This is a genomic window from Streptomyces sp. NPDC056628 (assembly GCF_042792555.1).
In the GTDB taxonomy this organism is placed as follows: domain Bacteria; phylum Actinomycetota; class Actinomycetes; order Streptomycetales; family Streptomycetaceae; genus Streptomyces.
In genome coordinates this window covers 67,658-91,180 of record NZ_JBHTWG010000027.1, presented here as the reverse complement: position 1 = coordinate 91,180, position 23,523 = coordinate 67,658, and the positions used below count along the sequence as shown (strand labels likewise).

25 protein-coding genes and 2 pseudogenes are annotated in these 23,523 nt (G+C 67.7%); 21 read left to right on the top strand and 6 right to left on the bottom strand.

Annotated elements, in window-relative coordinates:
• Position 1: 1 nt before the first annotated feature.
• Positions 2–634: pseudogene (locus tag ACFRAC_RS27005) on the bottom strand (transposase); the annotation flags it as partial.
• A 206-nt stretch (positions 635–840) separates the two neighbouring features.
• On the opposite strand from ACFRAC_RS27005, the gene ACFRAC_RS27000 reads away from it, so the two are divergent.
• The 3 genes from ACFRAC_RS27000 (at position 841) to ACFRAC_RS26990 (ending at position 3,381) form a co-directional block, all read left to right on the top strand.
• Positions 841–1,179, top strand: a complete 339-nt coding sequence (locus ACFRAC_RS27000) for a hypothetical protein (protein ID WP_382931099.1) — start codon at positions 841–843, stop codon at positions 1,177–1,179.
• Positions 1,180–1,316: 137 nt separating this feature from the next.
• Positions 1,317–2,033 carry a hypothetical protein gene (locus ACFRAC_RS26995; protein ID WP_382931096.1) on the top strand — a complete coding sequence of 239 codons (717 nt, stop codon included), beginning with the start codon at positions 1,317–1,319 and terminating at the stop codon, positions 2,031–2,033.
• A gap of 433 nt (positions 2,034–2,466) precedes the next feature.
• A complete protein-coding gene (locus tag ACFRAC_RS26990) occupies positions 2,467–3,381 on the top strand; it encodes a replication-relaxation family protein (protein ID WP_382931088.1) in 915 nt (304 codons plus the stop codon).
• Between the two features lie 398 nt (positions 3,382–3,779).
• On the opposite strand, the gene ACFRAC_RS26985 is transcribed toward ACFRAC_RS26990, so the two are convergent.
• Entirely contained in the window at positions 3,780–5,993 is a 2,214-nt protein-coding gene (locus tag ACFRAC_RS26985; protein ID WP_382931082.1) for a DUF262 domain-containing protein, read from the bottom strand.
• A gap of 378 nt (positions 5,994–6,371) precedes the next feature.
• On the opposite strand from ACFRAC_RS26985, the gene ACFRAC_RS26980 reads away from it, so the two are divergent.
• The 9 genes from ACFRAC_RS26980 (at position 6,372) to ACFRAC_RS26940 (ending at position 13,851) form a co-directional block, all read left to right on the top strand.
• A complete protein-coding gene (locus ACFRAC_RS26980) occupies positions 6,372–6,551 on the top strand; it encodes a hypothetical protein (RefSeq protein ID WP_382931079.1) in 180 nt (59 codons plus the stop codon).
• Complete coding sequence (locus tag ACFRAC_RS26975; RefSeq protein ID WP_382931068.1) at positions 6,551–6,898, top strand: DUF6207 family protein; 348 nt, start codon at positions 6,551–6,553, stop codon at positions 6,896–6,898. Before ACFRAC_RS26980 ends, ACFRAC_RS26975 begins: the two co-directional genes overlap by 1 nt.
• 136 nt (positions 6,899–7,034) lie before the next feature.
• On the top strand, positions 7,035–7,802 hold the full coding sequence (locus ACFRAC_RS26970; RefSeq protein WP_382931062.1) for a hypothetical protein: 768 nt from the start codon (positions 7,035–7,037) through the stop codon (positions 7,800–7,802).
• A gap of 739 nt (positions 7,803–8,541) precedes the next feature.
• Positions 8,542–9,726 (top strand): ABC-three component system protein, encoded by a 1,185-nt coding sequence (locus tag ACFRAC_RS26965; protein WP_382931057.1) that lies wholly within the window; start codon positions 8,542–8,544, stop codon positions 9,724–9,726.
• A complete protein-coding gene (locus tag ACFRAC_RS26960; RefSeq protein WP_382931050.1) occupies positions 9,719–10,198 on the top strand; it encodes a three component ABC system middle component in 480 nt (159 codons plus the stop codon). The genes ACFRAC_RS26965 and ACFRAC_RS26960 overlap by 8 nt, the downstream gene beginning before the upstream one ends.
• A gap of 4 nt (positions 10,199–10,202) precedes the next feature.
• Positions 10,203–12,167 carry a DUF3732 domain-containing protein gene (locus tag ACFRAC_RS26955; RefSeq protein WP_382931044.1) on the top strand — a complete coding sequence of 655 codons (1,965 nt, stop codon included), beginning with the start codon at positions 10,203–10,205 and terminating at the stop codon, positions 12,165–12,167.
• A gap of 89 nt (positions 12,168–12,256) precedes the next feature.
• A complete protein-coding gene (locus tag ACFRAC_RS26950; RefSeq protein ID WP_382931039.1) occupies positions 12,257–12,487 on the top strand; it encodes a hypothetical protein in 231 nt (76 codons plus the stop codon).
• Positions 12,484–13,461: a hypothetical protein gene (locus ACFRAC_RS26945; protein ID WP_382931035.1), complete on the top strand. Its 978-nt coding sequence runs from the start codon at positions 12,484–12,486 to the stop codon at positions 13,459–13,461. Before ACFRAC_RS26950 ends, ACFRAC_RS26945 begins: the two co-directional genes overlap by 4 nt.
• Positions 13,462–13,527: 66 nt before the next feature.
• A complete protein-coding gene (locus ACFRAC_RS26940) occupies positions 13,528–13,851 on the top strand; it encodes a hypothetical protein (protein ID WP_382931031.1) in 324 nt (107 codons plus the stop codon).
• Between the two features lie 344 nt (positions 13,852–14,195).
• Here ACFRAC_RS26940 and ACFRAC_RS26935 read toward each other — a convergent pair whose 3' ends face one another.
• A complete protein-coding gene (locus ACFRAC_RS26935) occupies positions 14,196–15,545 on the bottom strand; it encodes a hypothetical protein (protein WP_382931160.1) in 1,350 nt (449 codons plus the stop codon).
• A gap of 228 nt (positions 15,546–15,773) precedes the next feature.
• Between ACFRAC_RS26935 and ACFRAC_RS26930 the strand changes: the two genes are divergently transcribed.
• The 9 genes from ACFRAC_RS26930 to ACFRAC_RS26890 all read left to right on the top strand — a co-directional run bounded on the left by ACFRAC_RS26930 (position 15,774) and on the right by ACFRAC_RS26890 (position 21,913).
• Complete coding sequence (locus ACFRAC_RS26930) at positions 15,774–16,193, top strand: ATP-binding protein (protein ID WP_382931156.1); 420 nt, start codon at positions 15,774–15,776, stop codon at positions 16,191–16,193.
• Positions 16,190–16,597, top strand: coding sequence for a DUF6415 family natural product biosynthesis protein (locus ACFRAC_RS26925; protein ID WP_382931026.1), 408 nt, complete (start codon positions 16,190–16,192; stop codon positions 16,595–16,597). Before ACFRAC_RS26930 ends, ACFRAC_RS26925 begins: the two co-directional genes overlap by 4 nt.
• The gene (locus ACFRAC_RS26920; RefSeq protein ID WP_382931020.1) at positions 16,594–16,977 is read left to right on the top strand and encodes a hypothetical protein; all 384 of its coding nucleotides are present in this window, start codon (positions 16,594–16,596) and stop codon (positions 16,975–16,977) included. The genes ACFRAC_RS26925 and ACFRAC_RS26920 overlap by 4 nt, the downstream gene beginning before the upstream one ends.
• A 183-nt stretch (positions 16,978–17,160) precedes the next feature.
• Complete coding sequence (locus ACFRAC_RS26915) at positions 17,161–17,730, top strand: hypothetical protein (RefSeq protein WP_382931014.1); 570 nt, start codon at positions 17,161–17,163, stop codon at positions 17,728–17,730.
• The gene (locus ACFRAC_RS26910) at positions 17,730–18,389 is read left to right on the top strand and encodes a hypothetical protein (protein WP_382931009.1); all 660 of its coding nucleotides are present in this window, start codon (positions 17,730–17,732) and stop codon (positions 18,387–18,389) included. The genes ACFRAC_RS26915 and ACFRAC_RS26910 overlap by 1 nt, the downstream gene beginning before the upstream one ends.
• An 85-nt stretch (positions 18,390–18,474) precedes the next feature.
• The gene (locus tag ACFRAC_RS26905; RefSeq protein ID WP_382931002.1) at positions 18,475–19,272 is read left to right on the top strand and encodes a hypothetical protein; all 798 of its coding nucleotides are present in this window, start codon (positions 18,475–18,477) and stop codon (positions 19,270–19,272) included.
• 12 nt (positions 19,273–19,284) lie between these two features.
• Positions 19,285–20,820: a B12-binding domain-containing radical SAM protein gene (locus tag ACFRAC_RS26900; RefSeq protein ID WP_382930995.1), complete on the top strand. Its 1,536-nt coding sequence runs from the start codon at positions 19,285–19,287 to the stop codon at positions 20,818–20,820.
• Positions 20,817–21,476 carry a dTMP kinase gene (gene tmk, locus ACFRAC_RS26895; RefSeq protein ID WP_382930982.1) on the top strand — a complete coding sequence of 220 codons (660 nt, stop codon included), beginning with the start codon at positions 20,817–20,819 and terminating at the stop codon, positions 21,474–21,476. The genes ACFRAC_RS26900 and tmk overlap by 4 nt, the downstream gene beginning before the upstream one ends.
• Positions 21,473–21,913: an NUDIX domain-containing protein gene (locus tag ACFRAC_RS26890; RefSeq protein WP_382930976.1), complete on the top strand. Its 441-nt coding sequence runs from the start codon at positions 21,473–21,475 to the stop codon at positions 21,911–21,913. Before tmk ends, ACFRAC_RS26890 begins: the two co-directional genes overlap by 4 nt.
• A gap of 140 nt (positions 21,914–22,053) precedes the next feature.
• Here ACFRAC_RS26890 and ACFRAC_RS26885 read toward each other — a convergent pair.
• The 3 genes and pseudogenes from ACFRAC_RS26885 to ACFRAC_RS26875 all read right to left on the bottom strand — a co-directional run.
• Positions 22,054–22,200, bottom strand: a pseudogene (locus ACFRAC_RS26885) (hypothetical protein); the annotation flags it as partial.
• Positions 22,201–22,234: 34 nt separating this feature from the next.
• Positions 22,235–22,411, bottom strand: a complete 177-nt coding sequence (locus ACFRAC_RS26880) for a hypothetical protein (RefSeq protein WP_361351003.1) — start codon at positions 22,409–22,411, stop codon at positions 22,235–22,237.
• 72 nt (positions 22,412–22,483) lie between these two features.
• Positions 22,484–23,284 carry a GAF domain-containing protein gene (locus ACFRAC_RS26875; RefSeq protein WP_382930967.1) on the bottom strand — a complete coding sequence of 267 codons (801 nt, stop codon included), beginning with the start codon at positions 23,282–23,284 and terminating at the stop codon, positions 22,484–22,486.
• Between the last annotated feature and the right edge of the window lie 239 nt (positions 23,285–23,523).

Below are 23,523 nucleotides of genomic sequence, written 5' to 3'. Positions count from 1 at the left end.
TAGTGAGTTTCCGGTAGCTGATCAGGGCTGCGGCAAGGGCGAGGAAATGCTCGGCCTTGCGCTCATAGCGGCGATGCAGGCGACGGCATCCAGCCAGGACACGGTGCGTTCGACCACCCGACGGTGCCCGGCCCAGCCTTGGAAGGACTCGATGCCCCGCCGGCGTTGTCGGCGTGGAGCTCGGCCGGTCGCCGACGACGCGGGCCGCGGCGGGAGCAGGTCGGCGCGATCCCGCGCACCAGTAGCTTCAAGCCGAGACTGCCGCGCATGTCGACGCCGGAGATGCCCGGCGACAGGGGTGGACCGTTCCGCCCCGTCATGAGGTGGATGTTCGATCCGTTCCGGCCTCGGTCGGTCGGACCCGGTTGCGGCCCTGAGACTGACAGAGTCGAATTGCGCACCGCGACCAGTCCAGCTCACCGCGGGCGCCGAGCCCGTCCGGGAGGACGCGGTGGAGTCTGGCCCAGACCCGGCTCCGGCTCCACTGGGTGAAACAGCGGTTGACCATCGACCAGGCCGGTCCGAACACCGGGCGCAGCTGCCACCAGGTACACCCGGAGGCGGCTACGAAGATGATCGCGGCCAGGCATTCTCGGTCACCGGCCCGTCGTCGGCCGCCCCCTGGCGGACACACGACCTCCCTGAGCGGAACACCCGCCGGACAGGGTCCATCACTCATCCGGCACCCACGCTCAACCAAATCCGTCATGCACCGGATCACACCAAAGAAAACGACGTCCAGGGCCCGCACTGGCCTCGACGAGCTCCTGCACTGCACAGCCAGCTGCGATGCTGCAGCTGACCGCTACACCGCCCCCTTGCAGGGCAATACTGCTCATGATGACGACGACCCAGCGCATCCTCGACCTCGCCGCAGCGGCCCCGGCCAGCCACGGCGAGGACCTGCTGCTGCTCCTGCGCGAGGCGAACGAGCTGTACCAGCAGGGTCTTCAGATTCTGCACCGTCAGGTGGCAGCCCGCTGCGGTGGACTGGCGACCGCGGACCTGGTGTCCGCTGCACAAGCGGCCGGCATGCCGTGTGATGCCTCGCAGGACCGCGACGAGGTGATCCTGCTGCTGGCCCTTGCCGAGTGGGACCAGACGCCAGCAGCCATGGCCTACGCGGAGATGGCCCAGGCCGCCGCGCGCCGCGGTGTCTGCCTGATCCCCGAGGAGTAGGCCGCAAGCCGTGAGCCGTGAGCCGTGAGCGTCGAAGAAACACCTTGGGCGCGGACTGGATTCACCACCGATACTCCTGCCATTATTTGCGTTGCGGGTCGGGCCGGCCGGCTCGCTGCCGACAGGACGGTTCCGCCATGACCTCGCGCCGTGAGCCCCGCCTGGCCGACGCCGCCGAGATCGCGGCCGAGCAGGGCCTGACACCCGCACGGATCACCGGCCTCTACACCGAGCGCGCGCAGAACGCGATCGGCAAGGCGTTCCCCAAGCCCGTCGACAAGCGCGGCCGCGCCCGGCTGTGGGACCACGCGGAGGTCACCGAGTGGTTCGCCCACCGGACGCCGGCACGGCTCGCCGAGCACGTACCGCCCTCCCTTCCGGCAGAGACGCTGCTGAACGCAGCGGAGGCCTCGAGATATCTCGGCTACAAGAACTCCAACCAGGTCACGACCTTCGTGCGCGACCACCCCGGCTACTTCCCCGAGCCCGACGTCGTCGAAGACAAGGGCACGGCGGAAAACCCCTACCGCCGACAGCTGTGGAAGGTGGAAACCCTGAAGGCGTGGATGGCCACCCGCCCCGGCCGCGGAAGAAGAGCCGGAGCCAAGCAAGCACCACCCCTGCCCGACGTCCCAGTCGACGGCGATCCCGACGAACTCCTGGGAGCGAGCCAGGCAGCCGCCCTGCTGGGATACAAGACCGTCGGCTCCTTCTCCAGCAGCCTGTCCCAGGGCAACCTCCCGCTGCTGCAGACCACAGACGGGGTCGCCGAAAATGCAGGACGGCAGAACGGGCGCCGGCGGTGGACGCGCCGGCGCATCCTCGAGCAGGCCGCCCAACGGTCCAGGAAGTAACACCCGGCGGGGGGGGACCCGCGCGCACCGCCCCATGAACGCGGCAACCGGCTGTGGGAGTCGGTCCCTTGCGGGCCGGATGCCGCACGATGGCTGGTACGACGTGGCCCGCCACCACGCCCCGCGGCAGCCCCTGGCTGCCGCGGACCGGCCATCGCCGAATCCCTCGCAGGGCCGCCGTCTTTCCGATTCGCCAGTGGCCCCTGGCCCAGCCGACGGCAGTCCCCGCTGCAAGAGCAAGCAGTCGCAAAGGCGCGGCCCTTGGTCGGAGCCACGGACACCCGGACCGGTGCAGACCGCCAAACTGTTTCGCCATCGTGACCATGGTCGGCACTTCGTGGTCGGGGGCCTGGTCAGGGCCAACGGGTCTCCTCGAGCAGCAACCCGCAGGATTGACGTCGGAGACCGCCTGGCCGTGGGAAGGAAACACCCAATGAGCAGCCCCCCACCGAGTATTCCGGCAACGGCCACAGCCCTCAGTCCCGCTGAGCCCTTGGCCCACCAGGTGCTGGCCGGGCTCGCCCAGCACCGCATCGCCACCACCAGCCAGCTGCGCCGCATGCTGCGGCCCGCAGGCACCCGGCAGCTGATGTCCCGCGTTCTGAACAGGCTGCGCTCCGACGGCTTCGTCGACTGCACGGTACTGCCGGACGCCAACCGCACTCGTACCCACGCCTGGTACCTCACGCAGGAAGGCGCCCGCCTGACCCGGGACCTGCCCGTCCTGCGAGGACGCCCGCCCCACCCCATCACCTCGAAAACGGCAGCATCGCTGAAGACCCCGCACACACTCGCCGTCGTCCGCGCCCACCTCGCCTTCGCCGCAGACGCCCGCCGCCTCGGACACGAACACGGACCCTGGGACTGGACCCCCGAGGTATCCCACTCCATCGGCGAAGGCGAACGGATCATCACCGACGCAGTCATGTACTACACCGTCATCGACAGCGAACACCGGCGAAAGCTGCGAGCGTTCGTGGAAGTCGACCGCAGCACCATGAGCAGCGAACGACTCGCCGTGAAACTCATCGAGTACGCCCGCCTCTTCCACTACGAGGCCCAACCCGCCGGCCGACGCAGGCAAGCCTCCGCAGGGCCAACGTGGCTGCGCTGGTACCCCGTCTTCCCCCGCGTACTCTTCATCCTCACCGGCGCCCCCCGAACCAGACTCGAGAACCGGATGAACGACCTGCAGGCCATGGTGGCTCAACACCCGCTCGTCACGAACCTCGCCCGCAAAGTCCGCCTCGCAGCCGCCGTACTGGAAGACCTGGAGCAACACGGTCCCGCCCAGAACGTATGGATCCCGTTGGTCGGCGGCAATCCTCGCCCCTGGACACACCTATAAACCCCCACCACGAACAGCACCCCCCCTACCGCCACCGGACCCCGAGCCGCAGCCCACCCACCCCTCGCCCTCGCCGGACGGGCAACGGCTGCAGACCAGAAACCAAGATGGGCTGGGCCTCCCTCTTGGGGTTGCCGACGTACCGCGACCTTGAGGACGGCAGCATGGAAGCGGCGGAGTACCGGGGGTCGGTCCCGTGCCCCCGAACCATGTGCGTCCGGTCGACGGCGTCGACTACGACTAGGTCGCCACCGAGCAGCCGGAGCTATCGCCCACGTCGGTGGTCCCTGAGGTGCTCGGAGAGTGCCGGCAAGCGGGCTGGGCGCTGGCAAAGGTGCGTTTGAGCAGTGGGCCGGGACGTTGCGCGCCGGGCCTGGGGCCGCGTGCCGGATCGGGGGTTACAGGGCGCCCGAGGCCACTGCGCGATCGCGCAGGGTGCGCAGACTGACGCGTACACCTGCTTCGTCTTCGATGTGCCACTCGTTCATGCCCTGGCAGGTTTTGGTGCCACGGGCGACAGCGCCGGCTTCGTCGACCCGGCCGTAGGGGGTGCCTCCGGTCGCAGCGAGGACAATCCCGCCGTCTTCGTCGATGGTGGCCCAGTGATCGGTGGAACGGTAGGTGAGCACGATCCGTGTGCCGGCCGTGAGGACTTGGGCTGCGATCATTCGGGCGACATCCGTGCGGCGGCGCCCCGCGGCCGGCCTGCGCTGAGCGGTGGCCGCGCGGGCCCGCGCAGGCGGTTCGTCGCTGCCGCCTGGCTCGCTGGGCGCGGTGACGGGCAAGCCGAGACGCTCAGGGTTCCAGATGTGTTCAAACAGGCTCAGGTACAAATCCTGGCGGGTCTGGACGACGGAGGTCATTGTCTCCCGGGGGCCGAACGGTCTGAGGACCTTGTCGAGCTTGTGCGTTTTGATGAACTCGCGCAGCAGCGGGTTTCGCTGGTTGTAGCCGGGGGCGATGATGCCCAGCAGGATGTTGCTGCGGGCGTAGTAGGCGGCCTTGTCGCGCAGGGGCAGGTCATTGATGGATGAGTTCTCGCGGCCCATGAGCAGGCCCAGGCCGCCCAGTTGGTTGCGGCGGCTGCGGAAGACGACGGGGTCGGGGATTTCCTCCTTCACGCGGTGGTGGTGGTTGGCCCACAGGTGCTCGATGTGGAACCGGTCCCGGTCGAGGTAGGCGAGCACGTCGTGGGGACGCTGGCAGGCCTCTTCGACGTAGGCGGTGGCCCGGGCCAGCAGATAGCGGATCTGGTGGGCGTTGTTGCCGCGCAGTCCGAGCGTGACCGCGTCGCGGATCGAGCCTGTGTCCCGGGTAACGAGGTCGCCGAGCGCGGCGGCGACGTCGGCCACGGTGCGGCACCTGCGCAGGACGGGCACGAGGATGTCGTGGGTCAGGGTGTCGGCGTCGGCCAACTGCACGGGGAAGTCCTGCAGGACTCTTAAGGCGTACCAGCGGTCCATGTAGTCGGCGACGAGGCGGCCTTTGTCCTTGGCGTCCGAGGGCCGGTCGTCGGGCTCGATGGCGGCAAGGATGGCGACGGCCTGGCAGGTGAGTCCGTTACGTTCGTTGAAGAGCACCGTCTCCAGGCGGTCGCCGCCTGTCTTGAGTGAGCGGCCGGCGGCGAGGAAGGGCCTAAACAGTCTGGCCGACTTCAGCAGATCCTGCACAAAGTGCAGAAAGTTGTCGGGGCGTTCGGGCACCAGGTGCAGGTGGGTGGCGTTCTGGCGGACCCATACGTTGAGGTTGCTGTCGATCTGCCGACGGTCCTCGTCCTGGCCCTCACGTGCGCAGCGTGCCAGCAGGAAGGCCTTGATGAAGCGGGATGCGGCTGCGTGGTCTTCCCGGTCAGTGGCCAGTTCCCGCAGCATCTCGTGCCATTGGGTGTTGAGTTGCTCTTCGTTCGCTCCGACGTGGGAGAGCAGGTGGCTCTTGAGGAGGTCCACGGCGGTCAGGCGGGCGCCGCGGTCGTTCATCGTTTCGAACATCCGGTAGCCGTGGTCGGCACTGGCCGCGCGGATCCCGACCAGGACCACCCGGTCCAGCAGCCACTCGGTGAACCGAGTCAGGTTTTCTGCATCGAGTTCCTCCGCGAGCTGAGATTCCACCTGCCGGCTGCGCGCCCACAGATTGCGGCGGGAGAGCGAATCCCCCACGCCTGTTTCGTAGGTGCGGGCGTCGGCGACCGCGCGCAGGACGGGTTCGTGATCGGTGATGCCGAGCGAGAAGTGCTCCCCGTCCGTCGTGATCACCCGGTTGAGCCTGTCGACGGCCCGGGTGTCTGCGCGCTCCTGCGCCGCCAGCCGCAATTGCAGGAAGAGCAGGTGCAGCGTGACGAACCGCTGCTGCCCGTCGACGAGGTAGCGCCGGTTCCTGGAGGGCTCGTAGTAGACGAACGGCCCCAGGAAGTACTGCGGTGCGGTGTGCGGCCGACGCAGGTAGGAGGGGTTGGTGGACCAATTCCTGAACGATCCGCACAGATCCCGCAACAGCGTGCGGACTTCGTCCTCGCCCCAGGTGTAGTCGCGCTGGTAGTAGTCGATCTCGTAGGTCACGTCACGGAACAGTTCCTTCAGGCTGAAGCCCTGGGACCTGATCTCGTCCGAACCCATGACACCACTCCCCACCTGCCCGGTTGTCTGCTCATGTTCCCAACTCCCCCAGGTTGCGTACAGACAGCGCGCACACGAAGAGGCCACGGTTGGCCCCCGGCGTGCAACACGCTCCGGCAACCCCAGGCCAACCGATCAACATGATGCAGATCGCGAGCAACTGCACTACGAAAGAGCCAGAACAGGTCCTGGGGTGCTTGCGACACCCTCTGTGAGAATCAACTGCCGCCGCGTGCCGCCGTGTTCGCCCCGGCGACCGTCCCTGCGGTCCGGCCCCTCGAGGCCCACCCGTGTGCACCTGCCCTGGTGGCATTACGCGGTGGTGGTGAGCACGATGAGGTCGGCGAGCGGCTGCTTCTCCAGGTAGCGCACGGCAGTATGCGGATCGGTGACGCCATCGCGGACGAGTTCGTCACGGACGGCCGGAGCGACGGCCGCCAGTCCGCTCTGGGCAACCAGGTCACCGGCGGCGTGGAGGTTCAGCCAGTCAATGCCGTCGGGCAGTTCGAGGGCGCCGTCCTAGCCCCCGGCGGAGGGATGGGGCAGGCGGGCCCGTAATGGGTGCGCAGGCCCTTGGTCAGGGCGCCGGCCCAGTCGGCCGAGAGTTTCACGACGTTGGTGTTGCCCTGCCAGATGCCGTGGATACCGACGATGTGCAGGCTGGTCCTTCCCCCCTGGGCCTGCGTCCCGCAGGATGCGGGGCGGTGGCTGCCGGGATCCTATCCGGCCGCGGCCTGGCTGGGGTGGAGGTAGCGGCCGCCGACGATGCAACCGCGCTCGCGGTTCAGGAGCTGCTCGCTGTGCGGTGTGTGATCGCACCGGCGGACCGCACGGTCCGGGAGCCTGGCGAGCCCGGTGTACGGCTACGCTGCTTCCTGGATCTGCGCCAGGAGCCCGACTCGTAGCACTACAGGCGGGCAATGCCCGCCGACCAGCCATGGTCGGGGTTGGCAGGGCCGCGTGGTCTGGAGTGTGGTCGGGGTCAGGAGCTTTAGTGGGAGCCGCTGGTGCGGCCGTGCGGGTAGGGCCAGAATCTCCGCCATGTCAGAAACCTTCTGGGTCGCCCTCGGCTCGATCGGCACCGTCCTGGCCTTCGGTGTGGTCGCGTGGCAGGGATATCTCACGCACGGAGCACTGAAGGTCAACCAGCTCATGACCGCCGACGCAATCCGCAGCCGACTAGATTCCCAGGCCCCGAAAGTCACCCTCAAGCTCAGTACCCCTCCATGGGAACCGTTGGCGGCGACCAACACGGGCATGCCGTGCAGCAACTGGCCGCCAGGGCACACCTGGCACTTCCCCGCAGACCAAGAGGGCGCCAACCGTCTCGTACTTCAGCAGACTCTTGTCCTGGAAAACCTCAGCGACCGGCGCGTGCAGGCCCGGTTCGACGGCGACCTGGTCGTAGCCGATGAAGACAGGCGTCCCGCTGCCGCTGGCCTCATCGTCCTGGAACCCGGCGAGACAAGCCGGGACGTCTTCCTGCAGCGCGAGTTCACCATCAAGGAACTCTCGGAGAACTTCCACGCGAAGCAGGCTGGGCAGGAGCTGCCGTACAAGGTGCTCGGCACGGTGACGGCGGAGGACGACCGTGACAACGGCAGCACGGATCGCTGGGAGCTGGTGCTGACCGGCTGCCCGGTCGAGCCGGACCCCGACCGGGAGGGCCTGTGGAGGGTCGCGCCATGGCACCTGACCGAGCAATCGGGGCTGCGGACTTTGGATTACAGCTTGCTGCCGCCGCGTCAGCGCATCCATTGGGTCTCGCGCACCAGAGGAATCCAGCTCCCCGCTCCGGACGGCGCATAGCGGCGAATCGTCCGCTGCGCTGCTGTGGTCGAGGCGGCTGCCAGGGTGTGTCGCCGAAGTAGTAGAACTCGAGCAGCAGCCCGTCCAGCGGACCGCCGGTCAGGCGGCGTACGTCTGGTGTCGCAGCGGGCCGGGGTGGGCGTCGTCTCTCTCCCCCACCCGCCTGGCAGCGTGCGACTCGGCGGCTTCGATGATGGTGGTGCGCACGGCGGCGAGGGGGATGAAGCCGTCGGGTGCCGTCGTTGGAGGCTACCGCGGGCCACCAGGCCAGGTGCGCGGCCTGTTCCTTGCGCCTCGGGCTGCCACCCGGGTGAAACGGCGGTTCCTATTGGATTCCTCAGCGCCCTCGAGGCTGTCGGCAATGATCTTCGTAAGGCGGTTGTGGTCCTCGACCAATCCCTGGGGCTGCTCGGTGCCGAATGATCCACGTTGTGATTCGTGGCGGGAAGGGCTGGCCGGTGCCGTGGCAGGACCGGGCTTGGTGGTAGGTGCGGTGGCATGACCGGGCTTGGGTGACCTCCACCAGGGGTCGACGGTGTTGAGGGCGTGCAGGGTGGCCGGGGACGGGCGACTCAACACCGCGACTGGCCGCGCATGCACCCCCAGCAGCAGACCTCCTCACCGCCATCGCCATCGACATCCACCCCAAGTAGAACCGGCAAGATCGACGACGTCAGACTTGTGTTCGATTACTGTGGCGTCCTGGACAGAGCAATATCAGAATCGGGAGACTATGGGCATGCCGTCCTCCGCGCATGAGGCATCTGCGTCAGCCCTGGGTTATATCTTCCAGGCGCAGCTCGCCCTCCTTGAGCTGCTGCGAGGACAAGAGGATCGCCCAGACGGGGCGATCAGCCTGGAGCTCCACGACGACGTTGCGTGGGAGGAAGATGGTCGCCCCGTTGAACTCCTGCAGGTCAAACACCACGTCCGCAGTGTGCGGTCGCTCGGCGACAAAGACGACGATGTTTGGCGGACCATCCAGTCCTGGATGGACACACATGCCCCTGGCGACGAGTACGGCCCCGTGCTGACCCTGGTCACCACGCAGGAGGCCCGGCCAGGCACGGCTATGGCCGCGCTCAAGGCACCCGATCCAGCACCCGCACGGGCCCTTGACCTACTCATTGCCGCCGCACAGGAGTCGGAGGCCAGGGGAACGAAGGACGCACGGGCAGCTTTCCTGGCCCTTCAACCGGCGCAGCGTGCCGTCTTCGTCCAGCGGATGAGAGTTATCGACGGTTCGCCGTCCATCGACGACCTCGATGCGCAGGTACGGGTGAAGCTCAGGGCCGCGCTCCCCGACGGGCACGCCGACTCCTTCATGCGGCAGCTGTGGGCCTGGTGGTACGAGCAGACGGTGGACATGCTGCAGAAGCGGCACACCAGCGTCTCCGTGACCCGGCTGATGCAGCGCATCAGCCGCATCCGCGACGACTACACCTCCGACAGACTGCCCACACTGGTGGAGCGTGAGGACTTTCCCCAAAGGGCCGAGACCGAGCTGGCCGATGCCTGCTTCGTCCACCAGCTGCGCTGGGTGGGCGCCGGCCGCCAGCTGAACAAAGCGATGGTGGACTATTACCGGGCCTATACCCAGACTGTGGCTTGGCTCGAAGACGACCTGGTGGACCTCGACGAGCTGGCGCGGTTCGAGGACAACCTCGCTGACGAGTGGCAGCGGGAGTTCGACTGGATGCTCGACGACCTGGGTGAGGATGCCACCGACCGTGAGCAGGAGCAGGCCGGCAAGGCGCTGCTACGCAAAACCCTGGACCAGACCCGGTACCGAATCCGTGAAGCGTACGACGAGGCGTTCTTCTCCCGGGGCAAGCACCACGAACTGGCTGACCGCGGACGGGTCGGATGGCACCCCGACTTCGAGGCACGGGTGAAGAACCTGATCAGGGCCGCACGTGTCTAGCTGGACACAGCGGCCGCAAGCCAGTGCCGCCTTCCTCAACCCTGCTCTCGTCGCCGCCGTCGCCGCCACGGCTGCACGCGACTACGAGCGGGAGGCCTTCGGCAGGCTGATGCCGTGGCCGATGGCCTTCATCGTGGCCCCGCTGGTTTTGCACCGGCCCACGCGGCAAGCGCTGCCCACCTCGACGCGCACCCATCTGACGAACTGGGTGGCGGACCACCCGGCACTCGTCGCAGGCATTGCCGCCCGCAGCACCTCACTGGCACCCGCCGTACGGGAAGGCCTGCGCTTCGGGCTCCGCCACCAGATGCTCAGCATTGAGCAGGGGTCCCTCAAGGGCAGCATTCCGTCGAAGTCCCGTACCGAGGGCGAACTCGCCGACCTGATCAAGGCCGCATCGTTGATAGGCCGCTGGACTGCCAAGTCCGACAACCCTTCCACCGTGTTCGCGCTGCTCGGCGTGAGACCCTGAGCCGGTGCAGATCCGGTCGATCATCCTCTACAGCAAGAGCGGCGAAAAACGCGTCCTAGACTTCCGGCTCGGCGAGCTCAACATCGTCACCGGCACGTCCCAGACAGGCAAGAGCGCGCTGCTCGACATCGTCGACTTCTGCCTCGGCAGGGACGAGGCCACGCTCCCGATCAGCCCGATCTTCAACACCGTCGCGTGGTATGCAGTCATCCTGCAGCTACCCGACACCCGCATCCTCGCCGCACGGCCGGCGCCTCGCCCCGGCGCCAAGTCCGTCACCAACGCCATGCTCGAAGTCGGCAACGACCTCGGTATCCCGGAACTGCCCGACCTCCGCGTCAACACCGACTCCACACAGCTGCGCCACCAACTCGGACGCCGGATCGGCATCGGAGACACCCGCAGCGAACCAGCGCCGGGGAGCCTGCTCTCCCCGCTCAGCGCCAACCTCGGCCACGCCGTCCTCCTCTGCCTGCAAAACCAGGACGAAGTCGCTTCCAAACGGGCCCTGTTCCACCGGCAGAACGAGCGCGGCATCCCGGAGAGTCTCAAGGCCACGATCCCCTACTTCCTCGGCGCGGTCCCCGAAGACCAGGCCGCGCTCCAGCAGCAGCTGGCCCAAGCCAAACGAGCCCTCCGCCGAGCCGAGAACGACCTCAAAGCCGCCCAGGAAGCAAACCAAGGCATCGAGGCCCGCCTTGTGTCCCTCCTCGGTGAAGCCCGCGTCCACGGACTGCTCCCCGACAGCAGTGTCGACACCTCCGACAGAGCAGCCGTCATCGAAGCCCTGCAGCAGGCTTCCTCCTTTCGGCCCACCCCGGACAACGCAGAGGAGGAACAGCGACGGCAGGAGCTCCTTCTCACCGAACAGTCATCCGCTCTCCGGCGGCAGCTGCGCTCCCTCGCAGAAGAACGCCAGCTCCTGAACGACCTGGAGACACAAGCTGCCGGCTACACAGGCGCCGTCGCCCGCGGCATGTCACGTCTGTCGGCGCTCAACCTCGTACCCGACGGCTTTCCCGGCGAACACAGCTGCCCTCTGTGCGGAAACGAGCTCAACGAGCCCGACCCCACCGTCGCCGATATGCACACCACCCTCGCAGACCTCCGAGGGCAACTCGACAGCGTCCAAACCGTCCAGCCCCGCCGCGAGCAGGCCCTTCGCGAGATCGAGCAAACGGCGAGGCGCCTACGCGAACAGCTCCGCGGAATCGAAGGCGCCCTCAGCATCATCGCCGAACAGCGCAACCAGCAGGCCGGCCTCCTAGGACAGGCCGAAGCCCAGGCCTACACCCGCGGCAGGATCAGCGCCTACCTGAGCCAGATCAACACCACATCCGACGGCGGACACCTCCAGCGCCTCGAGTCAGACGTCGCCGTCGCCCAGCGGCTCGTCCAAGGCCTCGAAGAGCAGCTCGACACCGAGACCATCGATGACAAACTCACCCACGGTCTCAGCTACCTCAGCGGCAAGATGACCGGCCACGCCCGAACCCTGAAACTCGAACACGGCGACCGCCTGGTCCGCCTGGACCTGAAGAAGCTCACCATCGTCGCCGACACCCTCGAGGGCATCACCGAACTGCTCCGCATCGGCAGCGGCAAGAACCACGTCGGCTACCACGTCGCCGCCCACCTCGCCCTCCACCAATACTTCGTCGCCAACAGCCGCCCCGTTCCCCGCTTCCTCATGCTCGACCAGCCAACCCAGCCCTACTACCCCTCCGACATGGCCAAACAGCGCGGACGACTGGAGGACATCGCCCTGGACGAAGACCGAGTAACCGTCACCCGCCTCTTCGAACTCATGCACCAGGTCGTCAGGGAGCTGTCCCCGAACTTCCAGATGATCGTCAGCGACCACGCGGACCTGCCCCACGACTGGTACCAGGACTCGGTCCGCTACAACTGGCGCAACGGCGAAAAACTCATCCCCACCAGCTGGCTCGAAGACCAGCCCACCCTGTAGCCAGGCCCTGCCCACTCTCCACCATCGGCACCCACCCCAGACAGAACCAACAACAGGGCACTGTCAGACCCGTGCGGAACAATGCCTTCATGGGCGAATCCCTCGCGACGCAGTTCCTCAGCGCGGATCTCGAGACGGCCTGCCCCAGCTGCCGCTACCTGATGTGGGTCCGCTACTCGGAGGTCGTAGCCCAGACAGCCGTGATCTGTCCCTGCTGCTACACCCAGGTCTGGCTGGTCGACGAGACCGGCAGCGCGCAGAACGCGGGCGACGTCGTCCAGCAACAGATCACCCAAGCCCTGAAAGGCCTCTTTTGGTGAAGTACCAGCAGCGCCTCCAGGTCGCCGTACGCGAACGCCTCCGCAAACTCATGACCGCACCCTTCTCCAGCGCCGGCCACGAAGTCCACCTGGCCGTCACCTGGATCAACAGCCAACCAGCCCTTCGAGGCCTCCTCGAGGAAGCAACACGGGCGGAACCAGACCTCGACTACGCCCGCTTCCGCGCCGGCCTGGACGGCGACATGCAGTTCCTTTGGTGCAGCCGGACCGAAGAAGGACGCGCCACCCTCATCTGGCGACTCATACAGGACACCGCCAAGGACGAGGCAGCAAACCCCTCTTCCGGGTGGCGCATCGCGAGCGGCTACAGCAACAAGAGGAACATCCAGGACAGCTGGCGGGAGTTCGCCGAGGACATCCTGCAGCCCCTGTTCGACTTCCTCAGCGAACGCGTCGGCGCCGAAAGCAGTATCCTTCACACCCTCGAGCGCTACCGCACCCGCATCGAATGGTTCGACCGCGAAGAGCTGTACACGCGCTTCGAAGCTGACCGCGCCAACGGCGAAGAGGTCTACAACCTCGATCTGCAGCGCTTCCTCTTCCTCGAGGGTGACCACATCACCCACGCCAAGCCCCGCTCAGCCTCTGGCGAAGCCGACCTCATCGGCGACCTCGACTGCCGCGACCCTCTGGTCTGCGACGGCAAGATCTTCGACGGCAAAAGCCGCGGCAAGAGCTACCTCGTCAAAGGCATGCACCAGGTCGTCAAGTACGCCCACGACTACGGGCAACACACCGCCTACCTCGTCATCTACAACATCAGCGACAAGCTCCTCGAACTGCCGACCGACGGCACCCCCGGCGCCTGGCCCCCATACACCGAACTCTCCGGCGTCCGCGTCTATTTCATCCACGTCCGCGTCCTGCCACCCACCACCACCGCCAGCAAAGCCGGCAAAGCCACCCGCGTCACCCTCACCCACAACGAACTCACCAACCCCGACACCACCTGACGTCCGATTCGGCAGGTACCTTCGTGGATCCATACCTCAGCCACCCGTAACCCGATAGGGAGCACCGTGAACAGCCGGGACCGCATCCCGTACTTCCGCTGGCAGCGCCACTTACCGCGCCTGATCCAAGACCGAACCGCGGGCCTGATGATGGCCGCGGCGGCGGTCATCGCCCTCTCGTTCAGCGTCATCGGCGGTCTCGCTGAACTGTCCCGCCCATCAACAGATCCGTGCCAGCGAGCACGCGAGATCGCCGACGAAGCCCGCCCCGCTGACGGAAATGTGGACTCCGGCGTCGAGCGCGAGCAGGCTATCGAACCAGCAGGTGATTGGCTCGACGCTGCAGCGGAATGCCGACAGGCCGGCGGCAACCCACGAGCCGGGTTCTAGCCACCCACACAGCCAGGCTCCGCCAACACCTGCGCAGAACGCGACACGGAATGCCTCTCTCGGAACAACCGGCTCTCAGTCGCACAGCTGGGCAGGGCTGCTGCACTATCCGTCCCAGACGCCAGATCAGGGCACCCCAGGCCACCCCACCGCCCGGGGACGGTGGGGCTATTCGTGTACCCGTGGAGCCGACTGCGGATACCGCTGTAGGGCGGCGGCCCCCCAGGCCCCGAAGGGAGTTGATTTCGGGCGGGGCTGCCCGGGCAGGGCGATGACGGCCGTATCGTGGAGGGTGCCGCCGCCTCCGGAGTGCCTCGAGAGCTCCCCCGGAGGCGCCCTCATGTTCAGGCCTTGGCCGCTGCTACTTCGCGGACCCGGCCGGCCAACTCGCGCACCGCTGATGCCCGGGCGTACGGGGCAAGGTCGGAACGCATCTTGGTGAAGTGGTCGTCACCGCGGACGGATGAGACGTGCTCGTACTCATCGAGGAACCGCGCCCAGGACTCACATGAGGCGTCCAGGTGCCCCAGTCGCATTTGCCGCTGCGCAAGGACCGCGTAGGCGTGAACACGGCCCTGCCGCTCCTGTTTCGGCTGGAACCGGATCGACTGCTGCATCGCGCGAATGCTGCCCGCCAAGTCGCCCTCCTCCACCAGCACATGCGAGACGTGGAACAGGTAGGCGGTCCGGTCGTACCCGCCGATCGCATCCCGCCGGTTGTCCGCTTTAGAAAGTGCTTCCTCAGCCTCGCGGAGCCGGGCGTGGGCCTGCGGCCGGTTCCCGACCATGGAAGCCGCGTGCGCCTGCTGGCCACGCAAGAACGCCACCAGGCGGGGGCCAGCCGACGGCGCGGCCTCGGCCGCCGAGTCCGCGAGCTGGAGCGCCATCCGCCCATGTCCCAGGTTCGAGGCCTGGAGCGACATGCCGCGCAGCGTCCGGCAGTAAGTGACGTGGTCGCCCGCCTCGTCGGCGAGTTTCAATGCCTTGGTGTAGTACGTCTGGCCCAATCCGTGGGCCTTCTCGTACATGGCCATCCAGCCCGTCAGATAGGTCAGGTCCGATGCGGCCGCGAGCATGTCTTTGTGTACCTGCTCGGAAGCCTGCGCCCGCAGCCACGGGCCGACGGTGTTCACGAGAAACGCCGCCGCCATGGGACGCGCGTGCCCAGCGCCGAACTCGTCCAGGATGTCCGCGATCCGCTCCGTCATCGAACGCACCGAAGCGACCTGCGAGGCGCCGATACGGGTCGTTGCCTTGCCCGGTGTGACCGGGTCGTCCGCAGCTCTCGCACTGTGCTGGAAGGCGGGCACAGACAGAGCGGCGGAGAAGACAGTCGCGGCCAGAAGGCCGCGGCGGGATGGGTCCATGTCCGCGCTTCCTAGGTCGATCAACTCCTCCGCAGTGTCGACTGATTGAAGGTGGCCACCGGACCTTCCCGGCTGAAGGCCTGCTTCCGCATGGGTGACCGGTCGTCCCAGCCTCGCGGACAGCGCCTCCAGAATCAGCGGCCTGACCTCGGGTTTTGGAGGCGTACCGGCAATCCAGTGCGCCACGGCCGTCCGGTCGTATGTCAGGTGCAATCCCGCCTGGGGGCCGAGCCGATTGACTTGCTGCGCCAACTGCGTGCGAGTCCATCGCGCCTGTTCAAGCAGCCGGTCCAGTGCGGGGTTGGGTGTGCGTTTCCTCGTGGCCATGTCCTCAACTCCCGACAGCTCCATGGCGTTCACGGTGTTCACGGTCCCACCTGTCCCCAACGGTACCCGCAGACAGTGATCGCGCGATTACCTCATAGAGGAAAGCGAACGATCTCGGCCTTGGGAGCAGCGGTGACGAGCGCACCACCCTTGAGAAATGGCTCCGCCACACCATCGGGTGATCGCGGCGAGCGCCAGCCCACTCGCGCGTGCCTGGCTGTTGACCGGATGGTCGTGAGCTTCGCGGTATCCGTCAGTTCCCGCAGGGGCGACGTCGCTACCGAAGATGCGCGCCGCGTGGCCATGGCCCGGCGAGTCACCAGGGCCCGGCTGCGGTACTGCGGCCTGCATGCGCTGGTCGATGACGCGACGCTCATCGTGTCCGAGCTGGTCACGAACGCGATACTGCATAGCGGCGGGTCACAGGTCACCCTCGCCATGGCCATCAGGGGCGGCGTCCTGCACCTGGCCGTGCATGACGAGATGCCCGGCGGGCCGGCCACCTGCATCGTGGGCAGCGACTCCGAGCGCGGCCGCGGCCTGTTCCTCGTGGACTTCCTCGCCCGCGAGAACGGGGGGAAGTGGGGCGCCGCCGACGAAGGCGCCACGATCTACTGCGAGCTCGCGCTTCCGGGAGTGGCGCAGTGACCGCGACCAGCGCCTTACGGACGCGCCCCGTCGAACGGTGGACGCTACCCGACCTCGACCTCGCCGGGGTGCTGGAGAAGTTACAGCGGTGGCAGCCGTTCGACGGCTCCGCGTTCCTGGACGACGTCGAGATCCTGCTGGAGGGCGTGCCCGCCGAGGATCAGGTGGAGGACTTCGCCGAACGCCTGCGCGGCTACTCGATGCTCCTGGTGGACATCGCCCTCGCTCACGGCTCGCAGGACGACATCACGTCCCGGCTCATCGCACAGGCTCGCGTGGTGCGCTCCGAGGAAGTACCCGGCGGCTTCTGGCAAGCCGTAGGGCTCCTGCGGCGGATGGCGTTGGCCCTCGACGCGCTGCACGAGCACTTGGTGGCCGCTCGCTGCATGAAGGAGGCCGTGTGAGCTCTCTTGAGGCGATCGGGGCAGAGCACATCCGCGTCACCTACACGAAGGTGTTCGGGCAGGTCCGTCTCGGCCGGCCCGGGCTGGACGGTGAGGAAGACCGCGCGCATCTCGCCGGCACCCTGCGTGGACAGCTCCAGCTACTCCTTGAAGACCTCGAAGGGCGTGCGGGCGACTTCCACGGGGAGATCCGTGCGACCGCCGATCACGTCGCCTCCCGCGCCCGCGAGGCACTAACCGTCGAAGAGATGACCGCGGTCCGCGATCCCGAGCAGCTGCACGACATGGCGGTCCTGGCGCGGTCACTGCTGGAGCTGTGCAGGCTCCCCCGGCTGCCCGCACCGGTCACCCAGACTCCTGTGTGCCGCTGCCTCCCTTGAGCGGCACAGGCCAGACACCCGCAGCAGTCCGGCCAGCCTGGACCCGGGTCTGCTGCGGGGCACACTCCGCCCGATAACCGTCAACGGCAGTCGGCACGGGCGGAGACCGGCGCTGGGGCCGCGACCCCCGACGGACCCCAGCGCCGTCCCTGCACCCGTACGCCCAACCGAAAGGGCTGCACAGTGGATGCCGTACTCCCACGGTTCGTCACCCAGCTACTGGCACAAAGCCGAGACCCCCGCGACGTCCCCGACATCGCTGTGTCGGACGCCCGCGACTGGACCGCACCCCTCGCAGCTCGCCTCCTGCGACTCCTCAACAGCCCGCCCGCGCCCGGCTCGTTCCTCGCGCACGGCTACGTCCACATCTCCCTGCCCGTACCGGAGCCGTACACCGCGTACCTGCGGGTGAACGACACCTCCACCATGACGGCGTGGCCGGTGACCGCTCCCGCGGTGCTCCTCACCGTGGCCGGAGTCACCCACCTGGAGGTGTACCGCAGAGCCGATGAGCTGTGCAGCGGGCAACCGCAGTACGCGCGCAGCTTCGGCCCGGGTGAGTTCTTCGCCGTGCATCCCGGCACGCTGTGCGCGACGCAGGGCAGCGATGAGATGGTGCAGCTCCTTGCCACCGTCGGGCCGGCGGCAGTCACCGGCTCCGCCCTCGCGGCGGTCACCTGCGCTGCGTTCACGCAGCGCGCCCGCCGGCACCTCGAACAGGCCGCTCTCACCCCTGTAGGTGGATCGTGGTGATGGCAACCGCGTCATGGCTGGACGATGTTCCCCCGCTGGACACGGACGACCTGCGGCAGATGCAGCGGCTCAGCCGCACCGTCCTCGACCGCCTCGCGAGCGACCGGGAACTTCTCACGCAGCTCGTCAACGACATCGTCCGCGACCCCGAGCGGATGGCTGCGAGCCGTGTGACGCTGCTTCTTAACCGGCTGTCGCTGTACCAGGCTGCGGATCGCGGCTTCGAGATCCGGCTGAACATGAACCCCCGGCCGGACAACCAGCTCGTACCACACGACCACTGTTATGCCTTCGCCACTCGTGTCCTCGCCGGCGGCTACGTCCACGTTGTACGGCGTCGCACCAACGGCTGGGCGGGCCCGTTTGCCGGGGCTGACGTGGAGCCGGCCGTGGTGAGCGTCGAGCGGTCCGGCAGTGCCTACACGCTTGGGGAGTCGATGGTGCACCAGGCCGTGATGGAGCCGGACACCGTCACCCTGTTCGTGCGCGGTCCGCGCCGCAAGCGGCTGTCGTACGCGGCCGAGGAATTGATGCCGCCGCCGGTCACCTGGCCGGCGGCGGCCCTCCCCGGCAATGAGCCGGAGGAGTCCCGGCCGTGCACGCTCCCGGAGTACCAACGCATGCGCGCCTACCTGATCGAGCGGAACCTCATCGGCTGACGTTGCCAATTCCGTGGCTGCGGCGCGTCTTCACGTCGAGACGCGAGAGGCTACGGAGCACTACTGGCCAACAGAGGAGCAACCGATGGCTGTTCTGACCACCGATCACCCCGCCTGGCATGCATACGAGGACGGCACCCGTGCGCGGGCCGTCCGTACCAACTCGGGTATCTGGGTCGTGTCCCACGACCGGGACGGCCTGCACCGGGTGTGCGTGGAAGGCAGCGAGGACGCCAAGCCCGAGTTCGTCGCCACCGACCCCGAGAACCTTCCGGCCGTCCCACAAGCCCTCCTGGAGGGCCTCACCGGGCTCGGCGTCACACAGCGGCTCGCGAACCCGTGGCTGTGGGACGCGATCACCACGGCGATCCTGCGGCAGGTCGTCCGAGCCGACCAGGCCCGCAAGGTGTATCGCGCTTGGTGCAGCGCGTATGGCATCACCGTTGAAGGCCCGCACGGTCCGCTGTCCGTCGCGCCCGCCCCGGACGTGGTTCTCGACCTGCCCGAGGAGAAGTTCGCGGCCGTCGGAGCGAAGTTCCACCGCACCGCCCTCCTGGCGGCCGCGGAGGAGTACCAGCACGTTCACAGCGACTGGGAGGTCTTGCACGCCAGCCCCCTCGCCACCGGTCTCACCCGGATCCCCCGCGTCGGCCCGTGGACCGCCGCGGCCGCCGCGACGGACTACACCGGCGACTTCAGCGCCTACCCGCACGACGACCTCGCCGTGCGTACCTGGGCCGCCAAGATCGCTCCCGACTACGCCTGGCCCGGCAAGAAGGACAAGGCGTTCGGTCCGTTGTGGACCGGCTGGGCCAGGGGCGACCGCACGGCCCTGCACACCCTCACTCTCGCGACCCTCACCTGGGGGGCGCATGCCAGATGACATGGAGGACCCATGGAGCCGTTACCGCTGATCGCGGGCGCCGACGGCCGGCGCACACTCGACGCCCTGTTCATCAACGCGCCGCTGCGTGACTACACCCTGCGGCCCCGCACGAACGACTACACCCTCCCCGTGCTCGGCATGGCGTACATCGCCACCTACGCCCAGCAACACGGCTTCAACGTCGGCGTCCTCGACGCCGAAGCCCACGGCCTGGGGATCGAGGAGGCGGCCCGGACCGTCAACGAGGCCGCGCCCCGCTGGGCCGCCATGAACCTGCTCGCGCCCACCTACGAGATGTCCGCGCGGATCGCCGAACAGCTCGACCCGGGCATTGCGCTCATGGTCGGCGGTCACCACGCCAAGGCCATGCCGGACCGGGTCCTCGCCGACCCCCGCATGCGCAACCTGCGCGCCCTGGTCCTCGGCGAGGGCGAGCTACGCGTGGCCGCACTCCTTCAGGACGAGCAGAACCGGCGCACCCTGCCCGGCGTCATGTGGCGCGACCCCCTGCTCGGCACCCGCGCCGCCGGCATCCCGGACCCCAAGCGCAGCGCGGCGCTGCTCGGCCCCGATATCGACCGCCTGCCGTACGTGAACCGGGCGTTCCTCCCCCAGGACCCCTACCAGGCCGCGCCAACAGCGACAGACCTCCGCCTGGCCGGCCAACGGCCCTGGCTGCGCCAGATCGGCCCCCTCGGGCACTGGGAGGCCAACATCGTCGGCAGCCGCGGGTGCCCCTACAACTGCACATTCTGCGGGGCCGCCGTCTCCGCCAACCCCGACGTCACGATCCGCGTGCGCTCCCCCGAAAACATCATCGGAGAGCTCGACCAACTGCACGAGCGGTACGGCGTGACCGCCTTCCGGTTCGTGGACGACCTGTTCCTCGGCGTGGGCCGTGTCATCGAGGAACAGATGGAAGCCTTCACCCGCCACAAGATCGGGGAGCGGTACGTGTGGGACGCCACCGGCCGCATCAACGTCCTCAACCGGCTCACCGACGCCGACCTTGACCGGCTCGTCTCCAACGGGCTGCGCGAAGTCGCCCTGGGCATCGAATCCGGCAGTGACCGCATCCTCGCGGCCATGGACAAGCGGATCGACGCCGAGATGACGGAGCGCGTCGCCCGCCGCCTGGTCGCCCACGGCATCGGCGTGAAGGGCTACTTCATCCTCGGCTTCCCCGGCGAAAACAAGGCCGACCTCGACGCCACCGTGCAGCACATCCGCAACCTGTGGGCCATCTCCGACCAGCATCCCGGCGACGTCCGCGCCAGCGTCTTCGAGTTCCGCCCCTACCCGGGCACGCCTATGTGGACGACCCTCACCGACAGCGGCTACACCCCGGATGCACTCCTCGCCTACGGCGACGTCGACCTCACCCAGGACGGCGCCGACGAGTCCATGCGCCAGCGCGATGAGTTCAACTTTTCCGTGGGCATCCAGTTCGGCGACGTGCCCCTCGGTGAGGTCCGCGCCGCCCTCGCGATGCTCACCCGAGAACAGCACGAACGCAACCAGGCCCAACTGGGGACAGCCGCATGACCGGGCACCGCAAGGGCCGTTTCGTCTCGATCGACGGGCCGAGCGGCGTGGGCAAGTCCACCACCATTCGGGAGCTGAAAGCCCTGCTCACTGCGCGCGATGTCTCCGCGCAGTGGACCACCGAGCCACCCCGCGGCGACTTCCTCGGGGACTTCACCCGCTCCCACGGCGGGCAACTGCACGGCCTGGCCCTGGCCTGCCTCGTCGCAGCAACCCGCTACCGACACGTCGAGACCACCATCGACCCCGCGCTCAGCAGCGGCGACCTGCTCATCTCCGACCGGTACCTAGCGTCGTCCCTCGTTCTTCAACGGCTCGACGGTGTACCGATGGACTTCCTGCTCCTGCTCAACGATCACGTCCCCAAGCCCGATCTGGCGGTCATCCTGACCGCCTCCCCCGAGACGATCACCGCCCGCATCACCCGGGCCGGCATCACCCACCGCTTCCGGGCGGACCCCGAGGCACCCGCGCGCGAGGTCCAGCTGTATCGGGATGCGGCGAACATCCTCGAAGACCTCAACACCCGGGTGCTTGTCATCGACAGCACCGCCATCCCCCCATCGGAGGTCGCGCGCCGAATCGCCGACGCACTCCCCGCCGTCCCACTACCGTCAGATGCTTCAGCGACCACCCCAACCCCCCAGGAACCATGAGCGGACAGCAGGCACAGCCCACCATCGACACCCACGTCCTCCTCCGCGACGGCAGCAAGATCCTGCTCTCCCAGCGCGGCGGCCCCTACGGATACGGCCGGTGGCACCTGCCCTCGGGCAAGCTGGACCAGGGCGAACCCCTCACCGTCGGCGCGGCCCGCGAACTGTTCGAGGAGACCGGCGTCACGACCGACCCCGACCACCTGGAGTTGCTGCACGTCGTGCACCATCAGCAGGACGACGGCGGCGACCGCATCGGGTTCTTCTTCCTGGCCACCAAGTGGGAAGGCACCCCCGTGAACAAGGAGCCGGAGAAGTGCCTGGCGCTCCAGTGGTTCGCCGACCATGCCCTACCCGAGGACATCATCGAGTACCCGGCCGCAGGCCTGCGCGGCTGCCTCAACCAAAACGGCGCCCTGACGGTGCACGGCTGGTAGAAGCCGCGCAGCCGACCCCCCGACGGCCCCGCTCGTCCGCTCCCCCGTGGCGGACGAGCGGGGCTCTTCCTGTGCCCCACAACCCATTCCAGGGCTTCGGTGCGGGCCTGGGCCAGGGCCTGAAGGACGATGCGGCGCACCTCGGGGCCGCCGAGCGCGAACAGCAGGGAGAGTTCCTCGTTGGAGAAGGTGAGGTCGTAGCCGGCCACGGCGCGGCGCTGCGGGCGGCCAGGTACCGGCCGAGCAGTCAGTCTGTTCGCCCAGCCTGCTCGCCCGTTCCGCGGCAGCAGGCGCGCTTCACACCATGAGCGCTCTTCCGCCTCACGTACTGCGCGGTTTGAAAACTGCCGCTACCAGCGACAGAACGCGGTCCAGCCAGTCATGGCTGCGGGGCGCCTTGGCCGACTGGGCAACCTTGGAGAAGTATTCGTCGTCCGACACCTCGCCTGCCATCCACCGTCGGCCCGATTCAATGATTTCACCGTCAGGCGTACTCATCCTGTCCCCCAGTCATGCGGTCGTAACGTCAGCATAGGTGTCGATATCGCCGTCCACTCCCATTTGCACCTCTCAGCCTTCTCTACCCGAAGTGGAGGTATTCTGACCGTCGGGAGCGCCTTCCGGTTGTGCAGGAATCACCGGTGACGCTGTCTCTTCTGCCTTCATCGCGCCGGCTGTCCCCAGCAGGCCGGCCACCGCTCGAACGTACGACTCGCGGACCGTCGCCTTGGTGAGTGATCCCTTTTCGGGGGCGTCGATCACGAGGACTCCGTGCAGCTGACTGCCTGCGCAGACGGGGGCGATCACCACGGAACGATGTCCTCCTCCCAGGCTGACCTTGACGTCATCGTCGTCCTGGTTGTCAGGTACGTAGCGGATTCGGTCCAGGTTCAGCAGACGCTTCTCCACGCTGGGGTCGAACGACTGGGGGGCTGTATTGAACGTGGTCTCCGCCAGTTCCAGCTGCCCGGACGAGGTGAGCGTGTAGTAGCAGCAACGGGCCTCTTTGGATGCGGCGTGGTCGGCGAGCCGCTGTACAAGTTTCGATTCGATCTTCGCGCAGTACTTCGCGCGCTCCCCGGGCACCGTCACCATGAGCCCCAGATGATCGGCGACCGCCGCGATCGCCGCCTCGATCTCCACCACGGCCGTAGTCCGGTCCCGTTTTTGCGCCCTACGCGCCAGGAACGGCGTCACCACCGTCGACAGCACACCGGCCACGATGATGAAGACCCTGGCAAGCCCATGCGCCCGCGCCACCTGAGTGCCGCACAGGAAGGTGACGCCAGGGGCTGCAAGTGAGACGGCAACAAGCATGAACCGCGCCCACTTACGCTCTTTCCGTATCGACATGGCGCCTTTCTCGGTCATGAACAACCCCGCCCGCCGAGGGATCTCGCACCGAGCGTGAGCTGACGAACAAACACAAAGCACGGATTATGACGCGGTGCCGGTTCCATGTCGGCTCGATCCATCACCTGAGCAGGTGAAAAAGACAGGCGCACGGAAGCACTGACCACTCTGAATTGCGCGCTGCCCGCACTCCCCCGCCCAGAACAGCTCCTGCAACAGCCAGACCTGCATAACCGAATCCTGGACACGGACAAGTT